Below are 24,157 nucleotides of genomic sequence, written 5' to 3'. Positions count from 1 at the left end.
ACGCGAACCTTCTGCGGACAGTCCCTGATGCACATCCCCATCAAGCCGATCTTCGTTTTCCATACAGCCGCTCGTGCCGGCAGCATTTCGCGCGCCGCCAAGGAACTGAGCGTCACGCCATCGGCCGTCAGCCAGCAGATCCAGGCGCTTGAACTGCAGCTCGGGGTCTCGCTGCTCGCCAAAGCGGGCCGCGGAATCGTGCTGACGGAGGCGGGAGAGCGCTACTTCTCGATGATCGCCGACCAGGTCGAGCACATTGCCGAGGCGACGGCGACGATCAAAGGGTTCCGCTCGGTGACAAGCCTCATCGTCCGGGCGACGCCGACGCTTTCCAACAAGTGGCTTCTTCCACGATTGGGAGCCTTCCTCGACCAGCAGCCTGACTTGGAGGTCCGGCTGGACGGCACGAACGAGCCGACGGACTTCAACCAGGAGATCGTCGACATCGAGCTGCGGCACGGTGACGGCCGATGGCCGGGGCTGTTCGTCGAAGGCGTTGTGGAGGAAGAATTCAGACCCGTCTGCGCGCCGCACTATGCCGCCGCCGGCAGCCTCACCCCGGCAGACCTGCCGAAGTTCCGCCTCATCCATTCCGCCAAGTCCCAGGCGCAATGGACGACATGGTTCCCGTTGGCCGGCGTCACGCCAACCGATCGCTGGCAGCGCGTGCTGTTCGACCGCAGCCATATGGCGATCGACGCCGCGAGCCGCGGCATGGGCATCGCGCTGGAAAGCACGCTGATGATGGAGGAGGAACTGGCCTCGGGCCGCCTCGTCTGTCCCGTCGCGTCCTATCCGGCGCTCCGGCTGGTGACCCAGTGGATCGTCTGCCCGTTCGACCACCTGCGGCGAAAGAAGGTCCGGACCTTCCTCGACTGGCTGCGCGACGAACGGGATGTCTGGGCGGCGAAGGGCTGAGGATCAGCTGCCGACCGTGGTTCGGCCATCGAGGCGGGCAAGCGCCGCCGCGACGATGTCGTCGGGCGACAGGCGGATATCGAGGGACAAGACGCCCTCGTCTTCGCCCGGTGGTTCCAAGGTCTGCAACTGGCTTTCCAGCAGCGAACCGCCGGCAAAGTGGTTCTGGCGATGGGCGAGACGGTCGCCGATCAGCTCCGGGGAGCCCGTGAGATAGAGGATCGGGAACGCCCCGATCCTCGCGCGGAGGAAATCGCGATAGCTGCGCTTGAGGGCCGAGCAGGCAATGACCACGGGCCGGCCTTGCGCGCCGAGTGCGGCGTCCGCAACGGCCGCCAGCCATGGCCAGCGCTCGTCATCCGTGAGGCCGATGCCCTGGCGCATGCGCTCGACATTCTCGCGGCTGTGATGGACGTCCGCTTCGATGAAGACACCGCCGAGCGCCGCGGCGAGCCGGCTGGCTATCGCGCTCTTACCCGTGCCGGCAATGCCCATGACGAGTATAGGACCGGCCTGCGCCCTTTGGGAGCGCAGGCCTTGAACCGCATCGGTCATCGTCAATACATCCCGAGCAGGCGGATCGGCCCGAGCGTGAGGATCGGGAACAGGACGAGGGCGAAGATGGCGAGCGTGAGCACCGCCATCGGCGCCAGCGAACCGCGGATAACGTCCTCCACCCTCATGTTCGCCACCTGCGCCGCCGCGAAGAGGCAGACGCCGACGGGCGGGGTCACCAGGCCGAGCGTCAGCGTCATGACCGTCACGATCAGGAAATGGATCGGGTCGATGCCCAGCGCCTGCACCGGCGGCATCAGCACGGGGATGAGGATGAACATGGCCGGGATCGCTTCCATGAAGATGCCGATAATCAGGAGGAAGACGAAGATCACCAGCATGCCGGTCACCGGCCCGAGGCTCATGACCTTCATAAGTTGGGCCACCTTTTCCGGAAGGCCGTCATAGGTGAAGATCCACGCGGCGAGCTGCGAGGTCGCGGCGATGAAGAGGATCGTACCGGAGATGCGCGCCGTCGAGATGAGGATTTCCGGGATCTCGCGGATAGGAAGGGTCCGGTATACGAGAAGCCCGAGCACCGCGACATAGACCACGGCGATTGCCGCCGCCTCAGTGGGCGTGAACAGGCCGCTGGCGATGCCGATGATGAGGATCAGCGGGGTGAGCATGGGCAGGATGGCGCGCAGGCCGGTGACCACGACGAGGCGGAGGTTGAACGGCGTCGGCGGATTGTAGCCGTAGTAAACCGAATAGAAGTGGTTGAAGACCAGGAAGGCGAAGGCGATGAACAGGCCCGGCACCAGGCCGGCGACCAGCAGCGTGCCGATGGAGACATTGGCGATGGAGCCTGCGATGACGACGAGGATAGACGGCGGGATGATCGAAGACAGCGTCGCCGTGCAGAGCGTCATGCCGACGGCATAGCCCTTCGGAAAGCCGTGCCGTTCCATCGCCTTGATCTCGATGGCGCCGACCGAGGCGATGTCGGCGACCGAGGAACCGGAGACGCCGGAAAAAATCACCGACGAGATCACGTTGACATGGCCGAGACCACCCGGAAGCCAGCCGACGATCGCCTCTGCGAAGTCGAAGATGCGTTCGGCGACCCGGCCGCGCTCCATCACCGTGCCGACAAGAATGAAAAGCGGCACCGCGACCAAAAGGAACGAGTTCATCGAGGAGAACATCGTCTGCGAGAGCAGGTCCATCGGCATGGAGGTGTAGAGCCAGAGCGTCGCGACACCGGCGAGCGCCAGCGCGACGGCAAGCGGTATGCCGAGCATGCTCAGCCCGAAGAAGGAAAGGAGGAGAAAGAGCGACATGGATCAATGCCCCGATGAGATGGAGATGTCGGCATGAGCGCTTTCGCCCGCCGGCAGGCCGAGTTCAGGAAGCGCGATCAGGTCGCGGCGGCGGCGCAGCGAATCGAGGATCGCCAGGATCGCGATCACCGCGGAAACCGGCATCACCATGCCGACGACCCACATGGGAATGGGCAGCGTCGCCGCGGTCTCGCTCATCATGATCTGCTGGCGTACCAGCGTCAGCCCGGTCCATCCCATCATCGCGAAGAAGAAGACCGAGGATATGACATAGATCGGCACGGCGAGATGTTGGAAGAGCCCGCGCGCCATGACGAGAAAGACGACGACGCGAGCGCTTTCGACGGTCCTGAACCCGGCGGCAAGGCCAAGGAACACCATCCAGATGAAGAGGAAGCGAGTCGCTTCCTCCGTCCAGGGAAACGGATGCCCGGCAAGGCGACCGACGACCTGGATCAGCACGACGATCAGGATGCCGAAACAGGCGGCGCCGGCCGCGACATCGGCGATGATCTTCACGAAAGTACCGAGCGGGGAACGCAGGGGAGCACGCATGGAATGCCTTTCCGCAGCAATGGGACCAAACCGGGTCACACGGCACCCTCCCCGAAAGCAAGGTGCCGGTCGGGACATCAGTTCGTCTTGGCGAAGGACTGGGTGCGATCGAAGAAGGACTGGTCCTTTACCAGAGCGGCGAATTTCTCCGACAGTCCGGCGGCGACCGCGACGAAGGCCTGGCGCTGTTCCTCGGTCAGTTCGTTGACCTCCATGCCGTTCGCCTTGAGGGTCTCGAGCGACTTAGCGATATCCGCGGCGTCGTTCTCGGCCTTCCAGGCCTCGGCTTCTTTGGCGGCGTCCTGCAAGGCGGCCTTGAAGGCGTCGCTGAGGCCCTGGTAGCGCGCCGGGTTCATGCCGAGCACCCAGGCGTCAGCGATGTGGTTGCTGATCGTTGCATATTTCTGCACTTCGAACAGGCGGGCGCTAACCGGAACATTGAGCGGGTTTTCCTGTCCATCGACGACCTTCAGCTGCAAGGCGTTGTAGACTTCAGCAAAGGCCATCGGCGTGGGCGCCGCCCCCATCGCACCGAAGAATTCCACCCAGAGCGGGTTGTTCGGCACGCGCAGCTTCATGCCCTTGAGATCGGCCGGTGCGGTGATCGGCAATTTGGAATTGGTGATCTGGCGCAGCGGACGGGACCAGAGATCAAGGCCCAGAATGCCGATATTGCTCAGATCGCCCTGCAATTCCTTGCCGATGTCGCTGTCGAGATAGGCGCGCAACTGTTCGATGTCACGGAACTGGTAGGGAATGGCGATCGCCGTGAACTTCGGATTGAAGGTTGCATAAAGCGAAGTCGAGTTCAGCAGCATATCCAGCGAGCCGCCTGCTAGCTGCTTGACGCCGGCCGACGGATCACCGCCATAGAGCGTGCCGTTGGCAAACACCTTGATCGTCAGTTCGCCGTTCGTCTTGGCTGACACCAGTTCGGCGAACTTGTTGGCGGCAAGGGTGATTTCCGAGGTGTCGGCATCCGGCGTCGAAAGCGTCAGGGTTTCAGCCATGGCAAGCGAGGCCGAGAACAGGGTTGCCGCTGCGACGAGGCCGCGAACGATAGTGCGTTTCATGTCAAATCCTCCCAAAAAGTTGATGTCAGGCACAAGCCGTCGGTTGCGCGGTCTCGTTCATGCGCCGAAGTTCAAGTATGATTCCGCTATGATCCAGATCACCACCGCCGTTGTCGACCATGGCCTGGTAGAGCCGGTCGACCTCCTCGCCGACCGGTAGTCGCAATCCACGGCTATGGGCGAATGCCAAAGCCGTGGATGTGTCCTTCACCTGGTATTTCGCAGGCCCGCCGGGCCGGAAATCGCCCGTTACCATCCTAAGGCCGTGCTGGCGGAAAATGGTGGAGTCGGCAAAGCCGCCAAGCAGTGCCTCACGGACGCGGGCCGGGTTCGCGCCGCCCCGTTCGGCAAGCGTCAGAGCCTCGGCAACCGCGCAGATCGTCGAGGCAACGATGAGCTGGTTGGCGAGCTTCGTCAGTGCGCCGCTGCCGGCAGGACCGACATGCGTCACCCGGCCAAGACAGGCGAAGATGGCGGAAAGCGCGGTTACATCCGCCTCGACGCCGCCCGCCATGATGGCAAGCGTGCCTTCCCGCGCCCCCTTCTCGCCGCCGGAAACCGGGGCGTCGCTATAGGCCAGGCCCCGTTCGACGGCCCGCTCGCCGATGAGCACCGCCGTTTCCACCGGAATGGAACTCATGACGACGAGCGCGGCTGCGGGTGTCATCGCGGCCACCACGCCGCCGCTTCCAAGAAGCAGATCCTCGCAAACCGGGCCGGAGTTGAGCATGCAGATCACCACGTCGGCCCCGGCGGCGGCTTCCGCCGCCGAACCCGCGATCCCGACGGCACGGGACGACAGTTCAGCCGCCTTGTCCCTCGTGCGGTTCCAGGCGACCACCTGAAAACCCGCATCAGCCAGCCGGCTCGCCATGTGGCCGCCCATGATGCCCGTTCCAATGACGGCGATCCGCTTCAGAGTTTCGGCCATCGCGCATGCTCCCTTCACGGATAGTGGCGCTGAAGGAAGCGGACAGGCAGCTCCTCCAGGATAAGGGATGGGAGTGCCGCCTGGAAACGCCTGAGATGCGGCGTTTGCATATGGGCATCGAAAGCCGCACGGCTGTCATAGATCTCGTAGAAGACGACGGTGCTGTCTTCTCCTTCGGGCTGGACGACATCGAACTGCCGGCAGCCCGGTTCATCCGCCACCGAATGCGCCGCATCGTCGCGCGCCGCTTCCAGAAACGCCGCCAGCTGCTCCGGCCGGACGCGAAACTCGGCGATGACGACGAAGGCTGCCATCGTCCCGTCCCCTGCCCGCGCCATCAGGCCGCCGCCTCTTGGCTGGGGCGAAAGCGGGCTTCCATCTCCTGGCGCAGGGTCACGACATCGAGGTCATTGACGATCTCGACATCGTCGAAGCTGACGATCTGGTCCTTCCTGATCGGCCGCTTGAGCTTGACGTCGTGGGCAAGGCCGATCGGCAGGGCCTTCAGGTCAAGGCTACGCGTGGCCGGGATGGCGTTCGCCCAGACGGCGTAACCGCCCTCGCCGTCGAGCATCTCGCCGGGTTGCATGTCCTTCTTGGCGGTTGCCACCGCATCGCCGCGGAATTCCCTGGAGCAGCCGGTCGGCTCGTTGCGCAGCACGGTGGAGAGGACGCTGATCGAGGTCTCAAGGCCGATGATGTGGAACGGGCGCCACATGGAGGCATACCAGCCCGATGGATCGGTCAGCAGGCCATATTGCTTGAAGCAGGCGCGGGCATATTCGTTGTGCGCCTTGAAGGTGACGAAGACGCCGTAGCGGATGTTGTTGAAGACCTCGCGGCCATCCGGTTCCTGACTGGCCGCGATGTCGACCAGGCCTGACCGGGCCATGCGGCCGCCGTCGCTTGCCGGGCGGAAGACGCGGGCGAGGTCATGAAGACCGGCCGGCGGGAAGGCGAGGCCGTCATCCGGGCAATCGAGGCCCGTGCCGTTGGCGACCGCCGCCATCTCGATCGCGGCCTTGGTGCCGTCAGTGAAGGAGTTGTAGAGCTTCGGGTTGAGGTTGTCTGCGGCGACCTGTTCTTCGGTCCAGCCAAACAATCCCCACACTGTATCCGGCGTCGAATAGCGGTAACGCGGCTCGAAATTCATGCCTTTGCCGGCGGAGGTGACCTCGAAGCCGGTGGCGCGCGCCCAGTCTACCAGCTCGCAGATCAGGGCCGGCTGATCGCCATAGGCCATGGAATAGATCACGCCGGCAGCGCGGGCCTTTTCCGCCAGGATCGGGCCGACCATCACGTCGGCCTCGACATTGACCATCACGACATGCTTGCGGCTTTCGATGGCGCCGAGCGCGTGGCGCGTCCCGGCGATGGGATGGCCGGTCGCCTCGATGACGCATTCGATCTCGTCGCAGCCGAAAATCGCGTTGACGTCGTCGGTCACGAAGGTCTGGCCGGTCTTCAGCGCGTCGCCGCAGCTCTGTGCCTGGTAGCGCTCCTTGGCCCAGCCGACACGCTCCATGGATTCGCTTGCCTTGGCGACGTCAAGATCGGCGACGGCCACCATATGCAAGCCATCAATGCGCTGGGCCTGCGCCAGGACCATCGAACCGAACTTGCCGGCGCCGATCAGCGCGACACGAACGGGACGGCCGTTGGCCGCACGCAGGGAAAGAAGGGAATAAAGGTTCATCGACAGGGTCCTCAGCTAGGGGATGATTGTGAGGAGTACCCCGCTGAGTTGGACGCATCGACGAGCACGCGGCGGCGCCATGCGCCTGCCTTCCGCAGTCGTTCGAATGAGCCTTGTCTCCTCCGGGGAAGGCGAACCCGCCGCCACTCCCAGCCGCCTCCCGAGCAGCTTGGAGAGGAAGGTATGCCCGTTGAGCGCTTAGCTCAATTTAGAAAGTCGAACAAACTTGTTAGATTTTCTAATCAATCATGCTTCATGTTTCGCGAGGGCAGTTTGGCAGACTGCAGGTTGCCCCCCTAAGGTAAGGGACAGGACTAAGCTCTTGATGGGATTGGAACCAACAACCCGGCAGTTTCGCTACTAAGCAAACGGCGGCAGACGTCAATTGAACCTTGACGAACCAACATGGTTCAAAGATAGTCAAGGTGAACAAGAGGCGAGGTTTTCATGACCGCATTCACCATCCGCGTCCCGGACGAAGTGGCCGACCGGCTGAACCAGATTGCTCAAAAGCTCGACCGCTCCCGCTCTTACATGGCAGCACAAGCCATTGAAGATTTCGTGTCACGCGAAGAATGGCAGCTAGCGGAAGTTGAAGCCGGAATTGCCGAGGCAGACCGCGGCGAATTCGCCAGTGACGACGAGGTGGCACGCGTGGTCGGTAAATATGTCAAGACGACATCTCGGTCATGACGCAGAGGCGCATCCGCTGGACCGTGCGAGCGTTGCGCCGGCTTGATGAAATTGGTGCGTACATTGAAAAAGACGACCCGGATGCCGCTGCACGCGTGGTTGCCCGACTAGTAGCGTCTGTCGACATGTTGGAAGAGCAGCCGACCGTTGGTCGCATCGGTCGCCTCACCGGCACGCGCGAAGTTGTATTGTCCGACATTCCCTACATCATCCCTTATCGGGTTCGCCAGGACATCGATATCATTACGGTGATGCACGCCTCGCAGAAATGGCCGAAAAGGCTGTAAAAGCAGTTGAGGGCCATTTCCATGTCGAACGCACCGATAGTTTATTTCGAAGCGGCGAGTACGCTTGCCGTGGTGGTTTCATCGAACGAGCCGCTGCTTTTCCTCTCCAAAGACCAGAGGGTCATTGCAGCGAGCACATCGTTCTGCCGGACGTTCGAAATCGATCCCGCGACTATTCCCGGCAGACCGCTCGGTTCGCTTGGAAACGGCGAATGGGCAATGCCCAACCTCGCCTCGCTCCTGCAGGCGACCGCTTCCGGAAGCGCGCGGATCGAGGCCTACGAAATCGATCTCCAGCGGCCAAACCGCAGGACGCGACAGTTGATCGTCAATGCGCAGATCCTCGACGATGGCGACACGGCGCATATCCGGCTCCTGCTGGCCATCACCGACGTCACGGACGCGCGCGCCGAAGCGAAACTGAAAGACGATCTTATCCGGGAGAAGGCCATCCTGATGCAGGAGGTCCAGCACCGCGTCGCCAACAGCCTTCAGATCATCGCCAGCGTTCATGCAGAGCGCACGCCGGGTTCAGTCCGAGGAAGCGCGCGGCCATCTGCACAACGCCCATCACCGGGTCATGTCGATCGCGGCCGTGCAACGGCAGCTTTCTACGTCCAGCGGCGGCAGCGTCGAGCTTCGCACCTACTTCACGCAGCTTTGCGAAAGCCTTGGCGCGTCGATGATCGCCGACGACGACCGGCTTTCGATATCGGTGACAGTGGATGACAGCGCGGTGGAAGCCGACATTTCCATCAGCCTTGGGCTGATCGTGACCGAATTGGTGATCAACGCGCTCAAGCACGCCTTCCCGGGGCAGCAAACCGGCACGATCCTTGTCGACTATTGCTCAACGGGCGGCGACTGGACGCTTTCTGTCACTGACGACGGCATCGGCATGCCGACCGGTAGCGTTGCCCCCAAGTCCGGCCTTGGGACCGGCATCGTCGAAGCGCTTGCCAGGAACCTAAACGGCGAAATCCAGGTGAGCGATGCGAACCCCGGGACCGCCATAACCATCAGGCATCGGGGAGACGCCGATCGCCAAACCAGACTTCCGGCCGCCGCCTAGAGCTATTCCAGCAAAAGTGCGCAGCGGTTTCGCGCCCGGAATTGCAAAAAACAAAGAGAGGGAGCGTTTTCGCGATTCGAAGAAAAGCGGAAACGATCCAGGAACTTATCCCCCGCTGGAACGCTCTATCAGGGAGCGGACAGGGTCCGCTTCAAACGATGCCCTGATGAGGGTCAGATGTTCAACGGCAAGGCGGTCATCCTCGTGGTCGAAGACAGTGCTCTCATTCGGATGAGCGCCATCGATCTGGTGCGATCTGCGGGTTACGAGGCCCTTGAGGCGAGCGACGCCGACGAGGCCATTCGCATCCTGGAAGCGAGAGCGGACATCGACCTGGTGTTCACGGATGTACAGATGCCGGGAACGATGGACGGCATCAAACTGGCCCACTACATCCGTGATCGATGGCCGCCGGTGAAATTGATCGTCGCGTCCGGCAATGCAATCATCGAAGAGAGCAACCTGCCGACGGGGAGCCGGTTCTTCGCGAAACCCTATGAAGATCATGCGATCGCAGACGCGATGGCCCGTATGCTGTTGAGCCCATAGGGGTCCCCGCGCGTGCCGGAGGCATGTCCGCACAGCAAAGCCGGCACCCTCGACTGAGAAATTTGCCGGCTCCGTCATTCTTTCGCTGGACAGCGGGCGATCCGAAGATCGCCCGTTCAAGGGATTGCGGATTGGTTACTTGGCCAGATGCCAAACGCCCCCGACGCCGTCGCCGTTGGTTTCACCGGCCTTCTTGTCCTCGACATAGGTGTAGAGCGGCTTGCCTTCATAGGCCCACATCTCCATGCCGTCCGCCGCCTTGACCAAAGACCATTCTCCTTCAGCCTTGGCGCTCGCGGCGGCGTGGAATGCCGGCCATTTCTTCAGGCAGTCCGCATCGCAGTTTGACTTGTCTTTGGCATCCTTGTCGAAAGTGTAGAGGATCATCCCCTTCTCGTCGGCCAAAGCCTTGCCCATCTTGGTGTCGACCATCTTGGCAGGCTCGGCTGCGAACGCCGACCCGCACAGAGCAGACACCAGGCCGATCGCAATCAACATCGTTCTCATGACATTCTCCAATTCGGGAGTGCCGGCGGAATGCCAGTAGCGCCCGATCTAACGAGGAGAAACCCATCAGGGCTGGAAGAGGTTCCCTTCGGCGTCATCCAATCGGAACGGTCAAAACGGCAGCGGGCGATTCCAGTCGAGCCGGCCCCGCCGTCGTCACCCCTCCGCCGCCTGACGCCACGCCGCGATGGGTGTTTTTTCCGCCACGCCGTTCTCAACGGAGAGCACGCTGTCGAAGAAATCGGCACCGCTCGCGGATCGTATGGGCGAAACGTCATGCATGACGGCGATCACCGTCGCCTCCGGGCAATGGTCCCTGATCGCCTGATGGAACGCGTACACGGCCTGGGTATCGAGCGCGCTCGTTGCCTCGTCGAGAAACAGCAGGCCGGGCCGGAGCAGGAGGATCCTGGCAAGAACAAGCTTCTGCTTCTGGCCTCCGGACAAAAGCAGGTCCCAGCTTTGGCCGTCGCGGCCTTCCTTCAGGAGTTCGTCGATGAGTTCGCCGAGCCCCGCCTCGTGCAACGCCACCGCGACGCGCGTATCGGGGTAGTCCCCGGCCGCGTCCGGAAGGCAGACGAGATCCTTCAAGGACACTGCCTGAAGCTTGACGTCCTGGGCGGCATACAGGGTCCTGACATGCCTCGGCATCGCGATCTTGCCGCGACCATGCGCCCATAGACCGTTGATCGCCTTGAGAAGCGAGGTCTTGCCGCTCCCGGACTCGCCAACGACCAAGGTCCACTCGCCCGGCAGGAACCGTAGATTTGTGGCGGCCAGAAAAGGAAGATCGGCGCCCGCATGCAGAAGCTCGATCTGCCGAAGAGCGAGACCGAGCGCGGAATCCTGCTTCGTATACTGGAATTCGTACAGGCCGGTTTGCGAATAGAATACCTCGGGTCGCTGAACGGTTTCGATCGCCTCCGCGAGATCGGTTATGCGGCGGGCATTCGCCCTCAGCGTTGCAATGTCGGGCATGACGTGAATGAACCACGAACATTCGTTGATGAGCGCATTGGCCAGCTCGGCACCCGTAACGTAGTGCTGCAGGCTGACCTTGTTGTCCATGTAGGGAATCAGGCCCGGCGCATAGGCGACGATTCGCGAGCCGATGAAATTGTGGACGAGTTCGAACCCCAAATAGCCGGCAGTCACCCGGTTCAGGCTAGCCCAGGTTTTGTCGATGTCGAGATACCGGCGCGCATTGACGACCTTCTGGGCCCTTTCGCCATGGAGGACGGCAACATGGAAGCTGCGATGCAGCAGGGTGTTCAATTCGGCGCGGTAGCTGCCCTCGGCCCATTGCATGCGCACCGACAGGCGCTGGAGGATCCCACCGAGCTTCGCCGCGACGACGGTGTTGAGCGACACGTAAATCGCGACCGCCGCGAAGGCCAGGAACGCGCTGCCATAGCTGCCCAGGAACGCGAGCCCTCTGACATGGCTCGACATCTCGATGAGCTTTCTGCCGACGAAGCCAAGGGACAGCACGACGCCGGCAATGCCCATCGCGAGCCCGATTGCGCCCCCGGTCATGCCTTTGATCGATTCCTGGACGCGTTGATCGACATTGTCGGGCGCGGGGGTAGCCGATCCGGTCGCGTCGGATCCGAATTGCTGAAGATGGAAATGCGTGTGGTTGGTATCGAGCAGGGCTTCGTTGAAGCGCCGGTCGAGCCATTCGCGCCACTTGCGGTGGAGCGTGGTCGAAAAGAAATGGCGGACTGCAGTGAAACACACGTCCTTCAGGATGGCGATCGCGGCAAGCGTTGCCGCTGTCGTCAGCAGGGCCGTGGGGGTGGTGCGGGTGGTCGGATGGTGGAAGTAGGCGATCCGGTTGATCAATTCGCCCGAGGTGACGGCGAACCAGACGCTGGCTTGGGCGGACAATGCCGTCAGCACGAGGATGGCGGATGTCAGTCCCCAGGCCTCGCGCCAGCTTTCGGAAAGCCAATAGGCGCGCATCAGGCCCCAGAAGCTGCGCATCGAGGAAACCGGGCTTGCAGGGCCACGCGTCTCGCCGCCGAGCAGCCTTCTTACGGATGCGCCTATTCGCCGGGCATGACTGCGCATGGCGACTTCATCTCCCCGAACCGATGCAAGCGGAAACCTGGGGCAGGCGCCGCGGATGTCAAATCGAGACGGCGAGGCCTTCAGGCTCGCTCACAGGAATGTCGCCCCTGACGTCAGGCCATCGTGGCCTGCCGCCCCGACAATGTGTCGATCTCCACGCGATAGAAGATGGGCCGCGTTTGCGCGTCCGGATACGCAACTCCTTCGGGCTTGTAGGCGCCCGGTTCCCACCAGTTGCCGCGCTCCTGCAGGAGCCGCCAGGCACGCATGTGTTCGCTATTGTCCTGTTCGTCGTCAGGCATTTCCCGGTAGACGCCCTCCAGAAGCACGCTCTTCCACTCTTCCAGCGTCGCCAGCTGCTCGACCTGCACGCAGACATGTGGATTGAAGCGAAGACTGTCGATCTTCTTTCCCGGCAGGGAAAAACTGTAGAAAACGCGTTTCTGGTAGACGTAGCGGATCGGCACGACATAGGGCCGGCTGCCCGAGATACATCCCAGATGGCCTATGCTGTTCGCCGACAGCGCGGCCTCGCATTCCGCTCTTGTCATATCCCGCAAAATCATTTCGACCTCCTGGCATCGCTGCCTTGGAAAGCGCAGCGGTAGATGCCCGCTGCCTGCGATCGACTCTGCGCCTTTTTCCGCGCTGCGGCAAACGGGGCAATGCGGCGGACGCATCGCAGCCACGCCGATTTTCCTACGGAACAAGACCGCTCATGGAACGTTCGTTCGAAGTGAGGTGCCATCCGTCCGCAGCGTGCCACCTACGGTAACGCGGCGGAGACGGTAGCGAGCACTCACAGGAGCCTGCCATGAACATCACCACCCTTCTCATCATCGTTCTTATCGTCGCCGTATTGGGCGGCGGCTTTTATGGCCGTGGGCGTTGGTATTAAGCCACACCTTCCCACTGCTCGCTGGCGGCGAGCCAACCCCGGGGAACGTGAAGAGGAAGAAGCAGTGTGACCGGCGCCGCGCCGGTCAAGTTTTTTCTTCCTGGAAGTTTACGACCACCGTCGCTGGACAAGATTGTGTTCTTTGAGTTCCCTTTTAAGCTCTTGACCGGATTCGAACCGACGCCACTTCAGTCTGTGTCAGACATTTTGCGGCAGTCTCTGCATCTTAGCGGAACGTGGAGATTACACTGCGCGAATTTATTGGTTCCGTGCGAGGAGTCCAGGACACTTGGTGAGCTCTTCTATTTCGATATCAGCAAGATTTCACACAGTCATCATTTGGCGCTCCACCCGAGCCAGGATGAGCAATCGACAAAAAGTCGTTTTGGGCAGTTCGTCGCTTGCGGTGAAATCGCAAACTGGGTCAGATCCTGTCGATAGCCAACACAGCGTTGGCAAGCTGGATTTAGCTTCTCAACTAGACGACATTCCAGCGCGCGAATTTTGGCCAGCGGGCCGAACGCAATCACGTCCATCAGCTTTGGCCTGGTAAAGAGTGCGATCGGCACGATCCATGAGCGCTTCGAGGCTCTCGCACTCCTGCGCAATTGCAATTCCAAAACTGGCCGTCGGCTGGGCCTCTCCCGAAACGACAGACGGTGCGACCTCTTTGAATGCCTTCCGAGCCTCTTCGGCTAAAAGGTGCGCAGCAGTGGCCTTGCCGGGTGGAAGCAATACCGCAAATTCCTCGCCGCCAAGGCGGGTTATGATCGCGTCACGCGGGGCTCTTTCTTTGAGGACTTCTGAAAAGCATTGGATAATCCTGTCGCCGCCGATATGCCCAAAACGATCGTTAATCGATTTAAAGTGATCGAGGTCACTCAGGATCACCGCAACAGGGGCGTTGATGGTCTGTCTCGCCAACGCGTCGCGCGCACGGGGTTCAAAACCCCTGCGATTGAGTAGCCCGGACAAAGCGTCGACTTGAGCGTCCGATTTCATGCCCTCCATAACGTCGCTTGCGATCACCGCGAATATGCCAACCGCCGTCATTGCGCAAATAAGAGCATCCGAGATCGAGACGACCAGCCAATAACTTCCCTCGAACTGTCCGACCTCGGCGCCTGACGCGAGTAAATAAAGAGGCCTGAGCAAGAAACCCGCACACGAAATGATTATAAGGCCAAGCAGCACTTGCTCAACCGGAGTTCGGTATGATGCCTTTGCAACGTCCAGCAGCATGATGAAACCGACCGCCGCGAGCCCGCAATTGAGGTAAATAACCCGCGCCAGAAGGCTAAGCGCTACGAACTGATGGTAATAGAGCGCTCCCAACGCAATTGCCGCGATACTGACGAGGATCTCATAGCGTGGCCTTCGTCCGCGCCGATTGGACAACCCGACGGACAACAATATCATTGCTAGCATTAGGAATACGTTAGCCGACAACCGCAATACGGGATTCTCTAACGCAAAGGCAAAATAGAATATACCGAAGCAAAGAACCCTTATCGCATATGAAAGAACTAGGATGCCAATATATTTAAGGTGTTTATGATGGAGCCAAAGAACGAACAGGGACACACAAAAGATCGCCGACATACTGGTATTCAGCAGACCAATGACGCTCTGATAGCTCATACCGTACCGCACACTAAGATCAACTCTTGCCCCTCGTCCACATGGCTAAGACTGTGATTACCCTGTGTCCGTAAATATCGCGTGAAGCTGGTCCGAACATGGCCAAATTACCTCCCGTTTCACAACGCCCTCCCAAATACTGTATTCATTTGTCACCATGATGAGGAGACCTATAGCGGTAGGGCGATGCCCGCCCGAAAATGTAGCTAGGCTTCGCTCCTTCAAAATAAGGGGCCTATCAACCCGCGTTGGAGAGCGGGCAAGCCCATCCCCTCGGCGTGAACGCCGGAAGTCGCCACAGGCCGCAATGACTCCGTCGCATCACCAGTGCGTCAGGCTTTATTGAGGCTGACGGTGGCGGTGGCGTCGCTTTCCGGACGCTTATATCTTACGAAGATGGGCGCTAGGTATCGGCGATGTCACCGCTTTTCCCTGCCGGCCATGTCGATGACACGAGGCTATTCGAGCCTTTTCACAACCTGTTTACCGCTCAGGAGATTTTGTCTGGGCAACAAGCATATTCGCAACCTAAAATTTAACATTCAGACCCATTCTCCCTGTCAGAGTATGGTTATGCCCGAAGTTGTTTAGATTCGTGTCGACCGTAGCTTCCCCATAAATGGCGTACTTATCATTGCCCCAACTGTAGGTGCCCCCTAGACCGAGGCCACCCCAAAGTGCTTCTTGCTCGGTCATGAACTTGACACCGGAAACCCGGACATCCGAGTTCGACTGTAAGTCGTAGTAGAGGTTCGCAACGCCATAGGCATGGAGACGACGTGTCTGGCCGTTTCTGTCGGCCCAGCTGTTCTCATAGTCGGCAGAAATGCCAAGGCGCCCTCTGAGCTTATGCGCGTCCTTCAGCGAAACCGCACCGCCGAAGGGATCGGTGAAGTCATTGTAGTCGATTCTCGAATAGGTCAGCTGCGCCTGCGGGGTCACTGACCAATTGGTGCCGAGCGCAATCTGTTGTCCTGCCTCCAGTCCGAATGCATAGCCGAAGCCATCATTGCCCGAAATCCGGCCGGTAGCCACAGCGGAAGAGGAAAGGTTGCTGTCGTACCAGGTGGCGTTCGCTTGGGCATCCAGATAAAGGCCGGATGTCCCGTACCAGGTCATCGACCCATCCAGGCCAAAACCGGTACTTGTGATCGAGCCGTCGCCGATGGTCGAAGACACATCGGCGGAGATTGTGCCGTATCGCGCGGAAAAACCGACGACCAGATCACCTGCATCTCCAGAGTAGAGCTCCCCATCTGCCCCGCCCTGCAATTGCCAGATGTCTACGTCATAGTTCGCTCCTGTAGTCGACTTCCTGGGGTCGATGCTAGCCTGTCGACCAAGGATCCGCCCCCACATGCCGCTTCCGGCACTGTCGGCATCGACCGCCGAGTTCGCAACGGCCGCGCCGCTGGACCATGAGCGGTTGCCAAGGCGTTGTTGCAGCGTATCAAGTTCATTGAAGCTCTGCAGCACGTTTGCATAGACCTCGTAGATCGGAGTGAGCGGCTGGTAGAGGGGAGTTTCGGAATTCAGGACCGAGCGCAGATACCAATCGCCGTCGGTGGGTGTGCTTTCGCCGCCCTGATAGAGGCGATACGCATAAGCACCTGCTATCACCGCCTGGTCGCCCTCGAAGACGTAGTTCCCGAGAAGCGTGAAGCTGCCGTCCGAGACCCCGGCGACATCGATGATCTTGATGCCTTCGACGGTTTGTGCGCCGACACCGGCGAGGTTGATCACCTTCAAATTTGTGTTGCCCGACGTATCGCCGGTAACGATCAGTTTGTCGGTGGCAGAATTGTCGTCGCCAAGTACGGTCTCGATTTCGAGCGTGCCCCCACTGCCGACATAGTCGCCGGCGACGGTGAGCATGCCGATCAAATCTCCGGGTGCAATCGTGCCGCCGGAAAAATTAGTGGTTTCCCCCACCTGTCCCATGCCCTGAAGTCGCCCGCCTCTGACCGCCATCGATCCGCCCAGAACATCGTTGACCGAGAGAATTCCCTTTTGGACCTGGGAACTACCCGTCAGGGCGGAATTGTCGCCCGTGAGAATGGTGGTTCCCATGCCAGTCTGGTCGATGCCGCCGGTTCCGGTAACTACACCGTCGAATGTCACCACATCTGTGCGGTTGAACGCCAGGATGCCGTTGTTGGTCACGTCGCCCAGGAGCGAGCCCGTCGTACCACCGTCTCCGAGTTCCAAGGTGCCGTCGGCGATCGTGGTCCCGCGGGTATAAGTGTTGTCAGCAGTTAGAATGGTCTTCCCGCTGCCGATCTGGTGGACACTCCCCGCCCCCGAGATGACGCCGTCGAATGTCACCACATCCGCGCGGTTGAACGCCAGGATGCCGTTGTTGGTTACGTCACCCAGGATCGAGCCCGTCGTGCCGCCGTTGCCGAGTTCCAGAGTGCCGTCGTCAATCGTGGTCCCGCCGCTATAGCTGCTGCCGCCGGACAGAGTAGTTGTACCCGAACCAAGCTTGGTGAGAGAACCGCTACCAATAATCGTGCCATTGAAGGTAATGTCGTCGGAGCGGTTGAACGCCAGGATGCTGTTGTTCGTAACATTACCCTCAAGGCTGCCCGAAGTGGCACCATTGCCCACCTGCAGCGTTCCGGCTGTGATCGTGGTGCCTCCGGTCTGCGTCGCATTGCCGGTGATGACGAGGTTTCCCGTTCCATCCTTGGTCAGGGAACCGACGCCGCTCACACTGCCGGTGAGCGTCGCCGTCGTGCCGGCGTCGGTCAGGAATGTACCTGCACCAGTCAGATCCACGCTGCGGCCGGAGGTGATGTCGGCGGTGGTGTTGAGCGTACCGCCATCGAATGACAAACCACCCGCAGCGGCGCCAAGATTGGCGTCGGAGGCGATCTGCACCGTGCCGCCGTTAATCGCCGTGCCGCCGGTATAGGTGTTCGTTCCCCGCAGCACGAGCGTGCCGAGATCGGTCTTGACGAGTTGGCTGGTGCCGCTCAGTTCCGTGTCGATGGTGGCGGTGTACCCTGAACCTGTCGCCGTTCCGTCGCCGACGCGGACCGTCACCTGCGGCCCGACGAGTGTCAGCGCATCGCCAGTGATCGCGTAGCCATCGCTGGCAAACTGCATGCCGGCAACCGTCACGGCCCCGGCGCTATTGTCTACCGTTACTGTGCCGGAGGTGCCGGCAAAAACCGCGAAGCTGCCATTCTGGTACGGGGCGTTGATTGCGCCGGTCGCCTCGGTCCAGTTGTTGTCAGCGCCACCAAGATGCCAGACGCCGTCGCCACCACTGATCGTCCCGTCGTTCTTTGGGCCGGCATCACCGTCCCAAAAGTTCAGGTCCAGCCCTGCCGTATTGATCAGGTTTACCTGGTGATCGACCGATGTCTGTAAGAGGGTTTCGCTGCCAAACGGCATCGTTCCGAGTTCGAGTCCGTTGTCGGTCAGCGTGCCATCGTAGTTGAACACTCGGTAAATGCCGCTACCGAAGGTGCCGCCGGACGATACGGACACATTGAGCGTCCCGTCCAGGATCAGGTCACCACCGACATTGACCAAATCGTTGAGGGCGCCGCCGACCACGCCTGCTTCGCCGAACTGGTAGTCCAGTGTCGCGCCGTCGGCCAGCGACAGGTCTCCGTTGATCGTCAAGGTGCCAGGACTGCTGCCCGGCGCCAGGATAGCACCGTCAGCAATCGTTACGTCGCCACCGAGCGTGCCGCTGCCGCCGAGGGTGGCGCCGCTGTTCACCGTGGTCAGTCCGGTCGCCGCACTCTGGTCGCCATTGACCAGCAGCGTACCGGTATTCACAGCGGTCGCGCCGCCATAGCTGTTGTTCGCGGTCAGTTCGAGCACGCCGGCACCGTTCTTGACCATGATTCCGCTGCCAGAGATGACGCCGTCGAACACTACGGTGTTGGACCGATCAAAGACCAGCGTACCGTCGTTTGCAACATCCCCGGCGACGGAGCCCGTGGTGCCGCCATCACCCAGTTGCAACGTACCGGTGACGATCTTGGTGTTGCCTTCAAAGGTGTTGTCGGCAGTGAGAATGGTCTTCCCGCTGCCAATTTGGTGGACGCCTCCCGTCCCCGATATTGTGCCGTCGAATGTCACCACATCCGCGCGGTTGAACGCCAGGATGCCGTTGTTGGTTACGCTACCCAAGATCGAGCCCGTCGTGCCGCCGTCTCCGAGTTGCAGCATGCCGGCTGTGATCGTGGTGCCTCCGGTCTGCGTCGCATTGCCGGTGATGACGAGGTTTCCCGTTCCATCCTTGGTCAGGGAACCGACGCCGCTCACACTGCCGGTGAGCGTCGCCGTCGTGCCGGCGTCGGTCAGGAATGTACCTGCACCAGTCAGATCCACGCTGCGGCCGGAGGTGATGTCGGCGGTGGTGTTGAGCGTACCGCCATCGAATGACAAACCACCCGCAGCGGCGCCAAGATTGGCGTCGGAGGCGATCTGCACCGTGCCGCCGTTAATCGCCGTGCCGCCGGTATAGGTGTTCGTTCCCCGCAGCACGAGCGTGCCGAGATCGGTCTTGACGAGTTGGCTGGTGCCGCTCAGTTCCGTGTCGATGGTGGCGGTGTACCCTGAACCTGTCGCCGTTCCGTCGCCGACGCGGACCGTCACCTGCGGCCCGACGAGTGTCAGCGCATCGCCAGTGATCGCGTAGCCATCGCTGGCAAACTGCATGCCGGCAACATTCACAGCACCGTCGCCATTATCCACCGTCACCGTGCCGGACGCGCCGGCAAAGACGGCGAAGCTGCCGTTCTCATAGGGCGCATTGATCGTCCCGGTCGCCTCGGTCCAATTGTCGTCGGCGCCACCAACATGCCAGACGCCGTCGCCACCATTGATCGTCCCGTCATTCTTGAGGCCGGCATCACCGTCCCAGAAACTCAGGTCCAGCCCTGCCGTATTGATCAGGTTTACCTGGTGGTTGACCGCCGTCTGCAGGATGGTGTCGCTGCCAAACGGCATCGTACCGAGTTCGAGTCCGTTGTCGGTCAGCGTGCCATCGTAGTTGAACACTCGGTAAATGCCGCTACCGAAGGTGCCGCCGGACGATACGGACACATTGAGCGTCCCGTCCAGGATCAGGTCACCACCGACATTGACCAAATCGTTGAGGGCGCCGCCGATCACGCCTGCTTCGCCGAACTGGTAGTCCAGTGTCGCGCCGTCGGCCAGCGACAGGTCTCCGTTGATCGTCAAGGTGCCGGGACTGCTGCCCGGCGCCAGGATAGCACCGTCAGCAATCGTTACGTCGCCACCGAGCGTGCCGCTGCCGCCGAGGGTGGCGCCGCTGTTCACCGTGGTCAGTCCGGTCGCCGCACTCTGGTCGCCATTGACCAACAGCGTACCGGTATTCACGGCCGTGGCGCCGAGATAGCTGTTGTTCGCGGTCAGTTCCAGCACGCCGGCGCCGTTCTTGACCATCGTTCCGCTGCCCGAGATGACGCCGTCGAACACCAAGGTGTTGGACCGATCAAAGACCAGAGTACCGTCGTTTGTAACATTCCCGGCGACGGAGCCCGTGGTGCCGCCATTCCCCAGTTGCAACGTGCCGTCAGCAATCGTGGTGTTGCCTGCAAAGGTATTGTCAGCGGTCAGCGTCGTCTTGCCGGTGCCGGCCTGTTCAATCCCTCCGTTGCCCGAGATCAGGCCAGAAAAAATCACATCGTCCGAGCGGTTGAATGCCAGCACACCGTCGTTGGCGACGTCTCCGAGGATGCCGCCGGTCGTGTCGCCATCGCCCAGCTGGAGCGTGCCGGCGGTGATCGTGGTGCCGCCGGTATAGCTGTTGTCTGTCGTCAGGATCGCGGTTCCCGAACCGGCCTTCTCAACCGCGCCGCTGCCCGAGATGACGCCATCGAATGTCACTAAATCCGCGCGGTTGAAGGCCAGGATACCGTTATTGGTAACGTCGCCAAGGATCGAACCCGTCGTCCCCCCGTCGCCAAGCTGCAATGTGCCTTCGAAGATCGTGGTGCCGCCGCCGTAGGTGTTCTCACCAGTCAGGCTCAATGTACCCAAGCCGTCCTTCGTCAAACTGCCAACGCCTGCAATTACAGGAGCGATGCCGATATCATGGCCATTCGTGTCGATGATTCCACCACCAGCGCCAAGGTTCACCTGCTGACTGCCGTAGTTGGAGAAGAATGAGGCGTTATCGTCGATAGCGCGCACAATACCGCCATCAATTGTCAGATCAGCTGTTCCCATGCCGCCCCGGAACCCACTCGTTTCCAGAATCCCGCGGCCCCCCGGCGTGCCGTTGACACTCAGCGTTCCGCTAGCGTCTGTCGCTGAAATGCCGAGGTGTACGCCCCTCTTCGCAAAAACGCGCGCCCCATCTTCGATGGTCACCGAGCCAACGCCGAAATTACCCAGGACGAGGTTGAAGTCCGTCACTTCCCAGTTCGAATTGCTTCCCGTCACTGTAACGGTTCCGACGCTGCCGGCACCGGCTCCCACATAGCCCTGGGAACTAGTCACGGTGGCACCGTCTTCGACCCGCATGATACCTGTGCCATAACTGCCGACGGTAAGCTGTCCGGAATTGACCCATGTCGAAGTTCCGCCGGTGACAACCACATCCGCGGCACTCAAGTCGCCAATAATAGCCAGGGTATTTGAAACGCGCCCGCCATCCTCAATCCGCAAACTTCCATTATCGATGGTCAGCCGTCCTGTATTTTCCCAAGATGAACCGTTTCCAGAAACCAGCGCGTCGCCGTGGAACAATTGCCCAAGAGAGGCATCCGTGTTTACGAGAACCCTGCCACCACTGAGGATATTCAGTGCGCCAGTGGCGCCTTCACCAACCACGAAATAGCTGTTGTTGATCCAGGTCGAGGCATTCCCGCTACCATCACCCCCCGACACGGTGGCAATACCGTCGATGATGCCGCTGCTGTTGGTGACCAGGCCACCGTTTTCGATATTGAACGCTCCGCCATCCGTACGGGTTTCCGTGGTCGTCAATGTGGAGCCCGTCCCCGTCACGGTCACCGTGCCGCCAGATCGTATGGTGACCGTGTCGCCTTCGGCATCGTTGCCGGAAATGATGGCATTGCCGGGGTTTACCTCGATAGACGTGGACGCATCCGGCACGGCCAAAGTGTCCCAGTTTCCTGCGTCGAACCAGTCGTCGTTCCCCGAAGCTCCGGTCCAGGCGGTCTGCGCCAATACTGGGTGTGCGGTGCCAGCCATTAGGCAACCAAGCAACACAGCGCTTGAAAGCAACAAATTATGCCGTCTGGCGGCTGGATTGACCGCGGGTCGCACAAGCCTCGATGAGGACGAGAACGGTGTGCCAGCCTCCCAGACCGGCGATGGATGAAAAGCAACTCCGCGAGTTGGGGCAACTAGGGTTAGCTTTGGGCTTCTTCTCGATCCCGGCAATTTGCGCATCGTCCTTGTCCGTATAAGAAGGCTAAAAAGGACGCAAAACTAAACCTCGCTTAAAGAGAGCATTTTGTGGTTAATTATCAGTGAATAGAAGGTGCTGTTGCAGCAGCCTAACCGCTGGCTGCGTTCCGGTATCGAACGGTCACTTTGACCCAAAACACGGCCTCGGGAGTGTACGTGCAAAAGCCCGATCACCGAAAAAGGGCGTTCTCTACTTTTTTGCCAATCGGAGACGACATCATTTGAGTGCCCGAGGCACCTCGCTGGCTAAGCGCGTCTTCAGCCTAGATCGAATGCGGCGGAGCCTTGAACCAACCGGAAAGAGGATTTACTGCTCCATTGAGGCCAGTTTTGCGGTGGGGAACACCCGGAAACTATCAATGCAGCATTGAACGGGCCGACGGGCGTCGGGGTAAAAATAGGCTCGGGTCGAGTGACCTTGAGCCGAGCAAAAGCCTTAACCGAGATCGGTTTCCGCTCTTGATGGGATGCGAACTTGCGGCCCGCTGCTACAAAACGCGATCGAACTCAAGATTCTCGTAGCGGATCCAATGGCCGACTAAGCGCTTCTGCGATAGCTGACCTTGCCGCCACAAATCGTGAGCGGAGGAGCCACCTCTTGCAGAACATCCGCCTGCATCTCCTCGATATCGTGAAACAGCACGACGATATCGGCGAGATAGCCGCATTTCAGGCGGCCCTTGCGGTGTTCCATAAATTGGGCATAGGGCCCCTTCGACCGTATAGGCCGCGATCGCCCATCAGCGTGCAATCCTGGGCGGGATAGCCCTGAGCGAAAGGCTTGCGGCGGATAGCGGCCTGGATGCCGAGGATCGGTGAGACGGGCCAGTCGGGGCGAACGGAATGTGGGCGCCGGCTTCGCGCAAGGTACGTGAGGCCCAGGCATACGCTCCGCCTGCCTTGCCAAATTGGTTGGCTCCGCCGCAGCCTTTGCAGCGCGATAGGCGTTCAGGAGCGCAGTCTTTGCATCCGCCGCTACCGCGCGGCGGTCGGAGAATTCATTGTTTCTGGCGTTCTTCAAGCGTTTGTCCTTGGATGGTGTTGCGACAGAGGTCAGCGGATTTTTGTTCGTCTGGCGAGCAGGGAGGCGGTTGCTGTCGCGCGGTCGTGCACTTCTTTTGCCAGCCGTGCTTCGCGAAGCCGCAGGGTCCTTTCCTCGCGGGAGCGGACGATAGAATCGAGTTCATCGACAGCGCTGTTGCGGGCAAAGAACTGCGATTGCGCGTTGCCGAAGGCAATCTCCGCCTGCTGACGAGATTTGCTGTGTGTCTGTGACATGGGGGTTCCGGTTCAGACCGCCAGATGCGGCGGCAACAAAAAAGGCCAGGCAGTTTGCCTGACCTTGGTGGGTATCATGCTCTCGACAGTGCCAGTACATCCGTGGTCAACGGAAAGCAGATACCCGGTTGGGGTTAGGCAGCCTGCAGATTGCAAGCCGACATCTTGCCCGACTTGTTGTCGCGTTCCATTTCGAAGCCGATCTTCTGGCCTTCGATGAGTTCGCGCATGCCGGCGCGCTCGACGGCAGAAATGTGGACGAACGCATCGGCGCCGCCATTGTCAGGCTGGATGAAGCCGAAGCCCTTGGTGGAATTGAACCATTTAACTGTGCCAGTGGTCATCATGAACCCTTTCAAGCATAGAGTGAGTAACTGCGGAGCAGATGCCACGCAGACGAAAACCGACTATTTTTGAAAGAGAAGTTCGCTTAGAACGCGGTGCCAATCGCGCGGTAGACAAGCTCGGCAAGCAAAAGATCGATAACGTATCTATACGGGTTCTAGGGTCACTCGTCAACGCTTAGTTTTCGAATCCTCTCGATGCACTTACAGGGTGTATTTTTCTGTGCGGTTGCGACCGCTCTCTGAGCTGTTGCGTGCCACGGGAGTTTGTGAGCACACATCGTCACCATCACCACCAACACAGCGTGGGCGACTGACCATCCATTACAACAGTCGCGACCAAAAAGGTGCCGGATGCATTGCTGCATCACGGCCC

Annotated in this window: 19 protein-coding genes and 2 pseudogenes; 5 read left to right on the top strand and 16 right to left on the bottom strand. The window is 60.6% G+C overall.

All coding sequences use genetic code 11. The features are described from left to right. The first annotated feature begins 27 nt into the window (after nt 1–27). The gene (locus BSY16_RS23875; RefSeq protein ID WP_069062314.1) at nt 28–918 is read left to right on the top strand and encodes a LysR substrate-binding domain-containing protein; all 891 of its coding nucleotides are present in this window, start codon (nt 28–30) and stop codon (nt 916–918) included. A 3-nt stretch (nt 919–921) separates the two neighbouring features. On the opposite strand, the gene BSY16_RS23870 is transcribed toward BSY16_RS23875, so the two are convergent. The 7 genes from BSY16_RS23870 to BSY16_RS23840 form a co-directional block, all read right to left on the bottom strand. Next, nucleotides 922–1,473 carry a gluconokinase gene (locus tag BSY16_RS23870; RefSeq protein WP_069062313.1) on the bottom strand — a complete coding sequence of 184 codons (552 nt, stop codon included), beginning with the start codon at nt 1,471–1,473 and terminating at the stop codon, nt 922–924. Between the two features lie 2 nt (nt 1,474–1,475). Beyond that, nucleotides 1,476–2,756 carry a TRAP transporter large permease gene (locus BSY16_RS23865; protein ID WP_069062312.1) on the bottom strand — a complete coding sequence of 427 codons (1,281 nt, stop codon included), beginning with the start codon at nt 2,754–2,756 and terminating at the stop codon, nt 1,476–1,478. 3 nt (nt 2,757–2,759) lie between these two features. Then, on the bottom strand, nt 2,760–3,311 hold the full coding sequence (locus BSY16_RS23860; protein WP_069062311.1) for a TRAP transporter small permease: 552 nt from the start codon (nt 3,309–3,311) through the stop codon (nt 2,760–2,762). Between the two features lie 77 nt (nt 3,312–3,388). Beyond that, complete coding sequence (locus BSY16_RS23855) at nt 3,389–4,384, bottom strand: DctP family TRAP transporter solute-binding subunit (protein WP_069062310.1); 996 nt, start codon at nt 4,382–4,384, stop codon at nt 3,389–3,391. Between the two features lie 25 nt (nt 4,385–4,409). Then, the gene (locus BSY16_RS23850; RefSeq protein ID WP_069062309.1) at nt 4,410–5,315 is read right to left on the bottom strand and encodes an NAD(P)-dependent oxidoreductase; all 906 of its coding nucleotides are present in this window, start codon (nt 5,313–5,315) and stop codon (nt 4,410–4,412) included. A 14-nt stretch (nt 5,316–5,329) separates the two neighbouring features. Then, a complete protein-coding gene (locus BSY16_RS23845; protein WP_150130127.1) occupies nt 5,330–5,629 on the bottom strand; it encodes a putative quinol monooxygenase in 300 nt (99 codons plus the stop codon). Between the two features lie 23 nt (nt 5,630–5,652). After that, nucleotides 5,653–7,011 carry an NAD(P)H-dependent oxidoreductase gene (locus tag BSY16_RS23840; RefSeq protein WP_069062307.1) on the bottom strand — a complete coding sequence of 453 codons (1,359 nt, stop codon included), beginning with the start codon at nt 7,009–7,011 and terminating at the stop codon, nt 5,653–5,655. A gap of 447 nt (nt 7,012–7,458) precedes the next feature. Between BSY16_RS23840 and BSY16_RS23835 the strand changes: the two genes are divergently transcribed. The 4 genes and pseudogenes from BSY16_RS23835 (at nt 7,459) to BSY16_RS23820 (ending at nt 9,612) form a co-directional block, all read left to right on the top strand. After that, nucleotides 7,459–7,704, top strand: coding sequence for a CopG family ribbon-helix-helix protein (locus BSY16_RS23835; protein ID WP_069062306.1), 246 nt, complete (start codon nt 7,459–7,461; stop codon nt 7,702–7,704). Beyond that, nucleotides 7,701–7,991, top strand: coding sequence for a type II toxin-antitoxin system RelE/ParE family toxin (locus BSY16_RS23830; RefSeq protein ID WP_069062305.1), 291 nt, complete (start codon nt 7,701–7,703; stop codon nt 7,989–7,991). Before BSY16_RS23835 ends, BSY16_RS23830 begins: the two co-directional genes overlap by 4 nt. Nucleotides 7,992–8,012: 21 nt before the next feature. Continuing rightward, nucleotides 8,013–9,063: pseudogene (locus tag BSY16_RS23825) on the top strand (sensor histidine kinase). A 177-nt stretch (nt 9,064–9,240) separates the two neighbouring features. Then, nucleotides 9,241–9,612, top strand: a complete 372-nt coding sequence (locus BSY16_RS23820; protein ID WP_069061937.1) for a response regulator — start codon at nt 9,241–9,243, stop codon at nt 9,610–9,612. A 135-nt stretch (nt 9,613–9,747) separates the two neighbouring features. Here the strand turns inward: BSY16_RS23820 and BSY16_RS23815 are convergent, their stop codons facing one another. The 9 genes and pseudogenes from BSY16_RS23815 to BSY16_RS23785 all read right to left on the bottom strand — a co-directional run bounded on the left by BSY16_RS23815 (nt 9,748) and on the right by BSY16_RS23785 (nt 23,781). Beyond that, entirely contained in the window at nt 9,748–10,119 is a 372-nt protein-coding gene (locus BSY16_RS23815; RefSeq protein ID WP_069061938.1) for a COG4315 family predicted lipoprotein, read from the bottom strand. 156 nt (nt 10,120–10,275) lie between these two features. Next, nucleotides 10,276–12,105 (bottom strand): ABC transporter ATP-binding protein/permease, encoded by a 1,830-nt coding sequence (locus tag BSY16_RS23810; protein WP_069061939.1) that lies wholly within the window; start codon nt 12,103–12,105, stop codon nt 10,276–10,278. Nucleotides 12,106–12,305: 200 nt separating this feature from the next. Next, on the bottom strand, nt 12,306–12,872 hold the full coding sequence (locus tag BSY16_RS23805) for a pyridoxamine 5'-phosphate oxidase family protein (RefSeq protein WP_083243052.1): 567 nt from the start codon (nt 12,870–12,872) through the stop codon (nt 12,306–12,308). Nucleotides 12,873–13,564: 692 nt separating this feature from the next. Then, nucleotides 13,565–14,731 carry a GGDEF domain-containing protein gene (locus BSY16_RS23800; RefSeq protein WP_069062304.1) on the bottom strand — a complete coding sequence of 389 codons (1,167 nt, stop codon included), beginning with the start codon at nt 14,729–14,731 and terminating at the stop codon, nt 13,565–13,567. Between the two features lie 528 nt (nt 14,732–15,259). Beyond that, nucleotides 15,260–21,940 (bottom strand): autotransporter outer membrane beta-barrel domain-containing protein, encoded by a 6,681-nt coding sequence (locus tag BSY16_RS23795; protein ID WP_286157333.1) that lies wholly within the window; start codon nt 21,938–21,940, stop codon nt 15,260–15,262. 757 nt (nt 21,941–22,697) lie between these two features. Beyond that, nucleotides 22,698–22,853, bottom strand: a complete 156-nt coding sequence (locus BSY16_RS32920; RefSeq protein WP_286157348.1) for an amidohydrolase family protein — start codon at nt 22,851–22,853, stop codon at nt 22,698–22,700. Between the two features lie 192 nt (nt 22,854–23,045). After that, nucleotides 23,046–23,180 (bottom strand): annotated as a pseudogene (locus tag BSY16_RS32915) (DUF6481 family protein); the annotation flags it as partial. Between the two features lie 32 nt (nt 23,181–23,212). Then, on the bottom strand, nt 23,213–23,437 hold the full coding sequence (locus BSY16_RS23790; RefSeq protein ID WP_069062302.1) for a hypothetical protein: 225 nt from the start codon (nt 23,435–23,437) through the stop codon (nt 23,213–23,215). Between the two features lie 134 nt (nt 23,438–23,571). After that, nucleotides 23,572–23,781, bottom strand: a complete 210-nt coding sequence (locus BSY16_RS23785; RefSeq protein WP_069063675.1) for a cold-shock protein — start codon at nt 23,779–23,781, stop codon at nt 23,572–23,574. Between the last annotated feature and the right edge of the window lie 376 nt (nt 23,782–24,157).

It is taken from the genome of Sinorhizobium sp. RAC02, assembly GCF_001713395.1.
Classification (GTDB): domain Bacteria; phylum Pseudomonadota; class Alphaproteobacteria; order Rhizobiales; family Rhizobiaceae; genus Shinella.
Note: the sequence above shows the minus strand (reverse complement) of the source record. Positions and strands in the feature narration are given on the sequence as shown.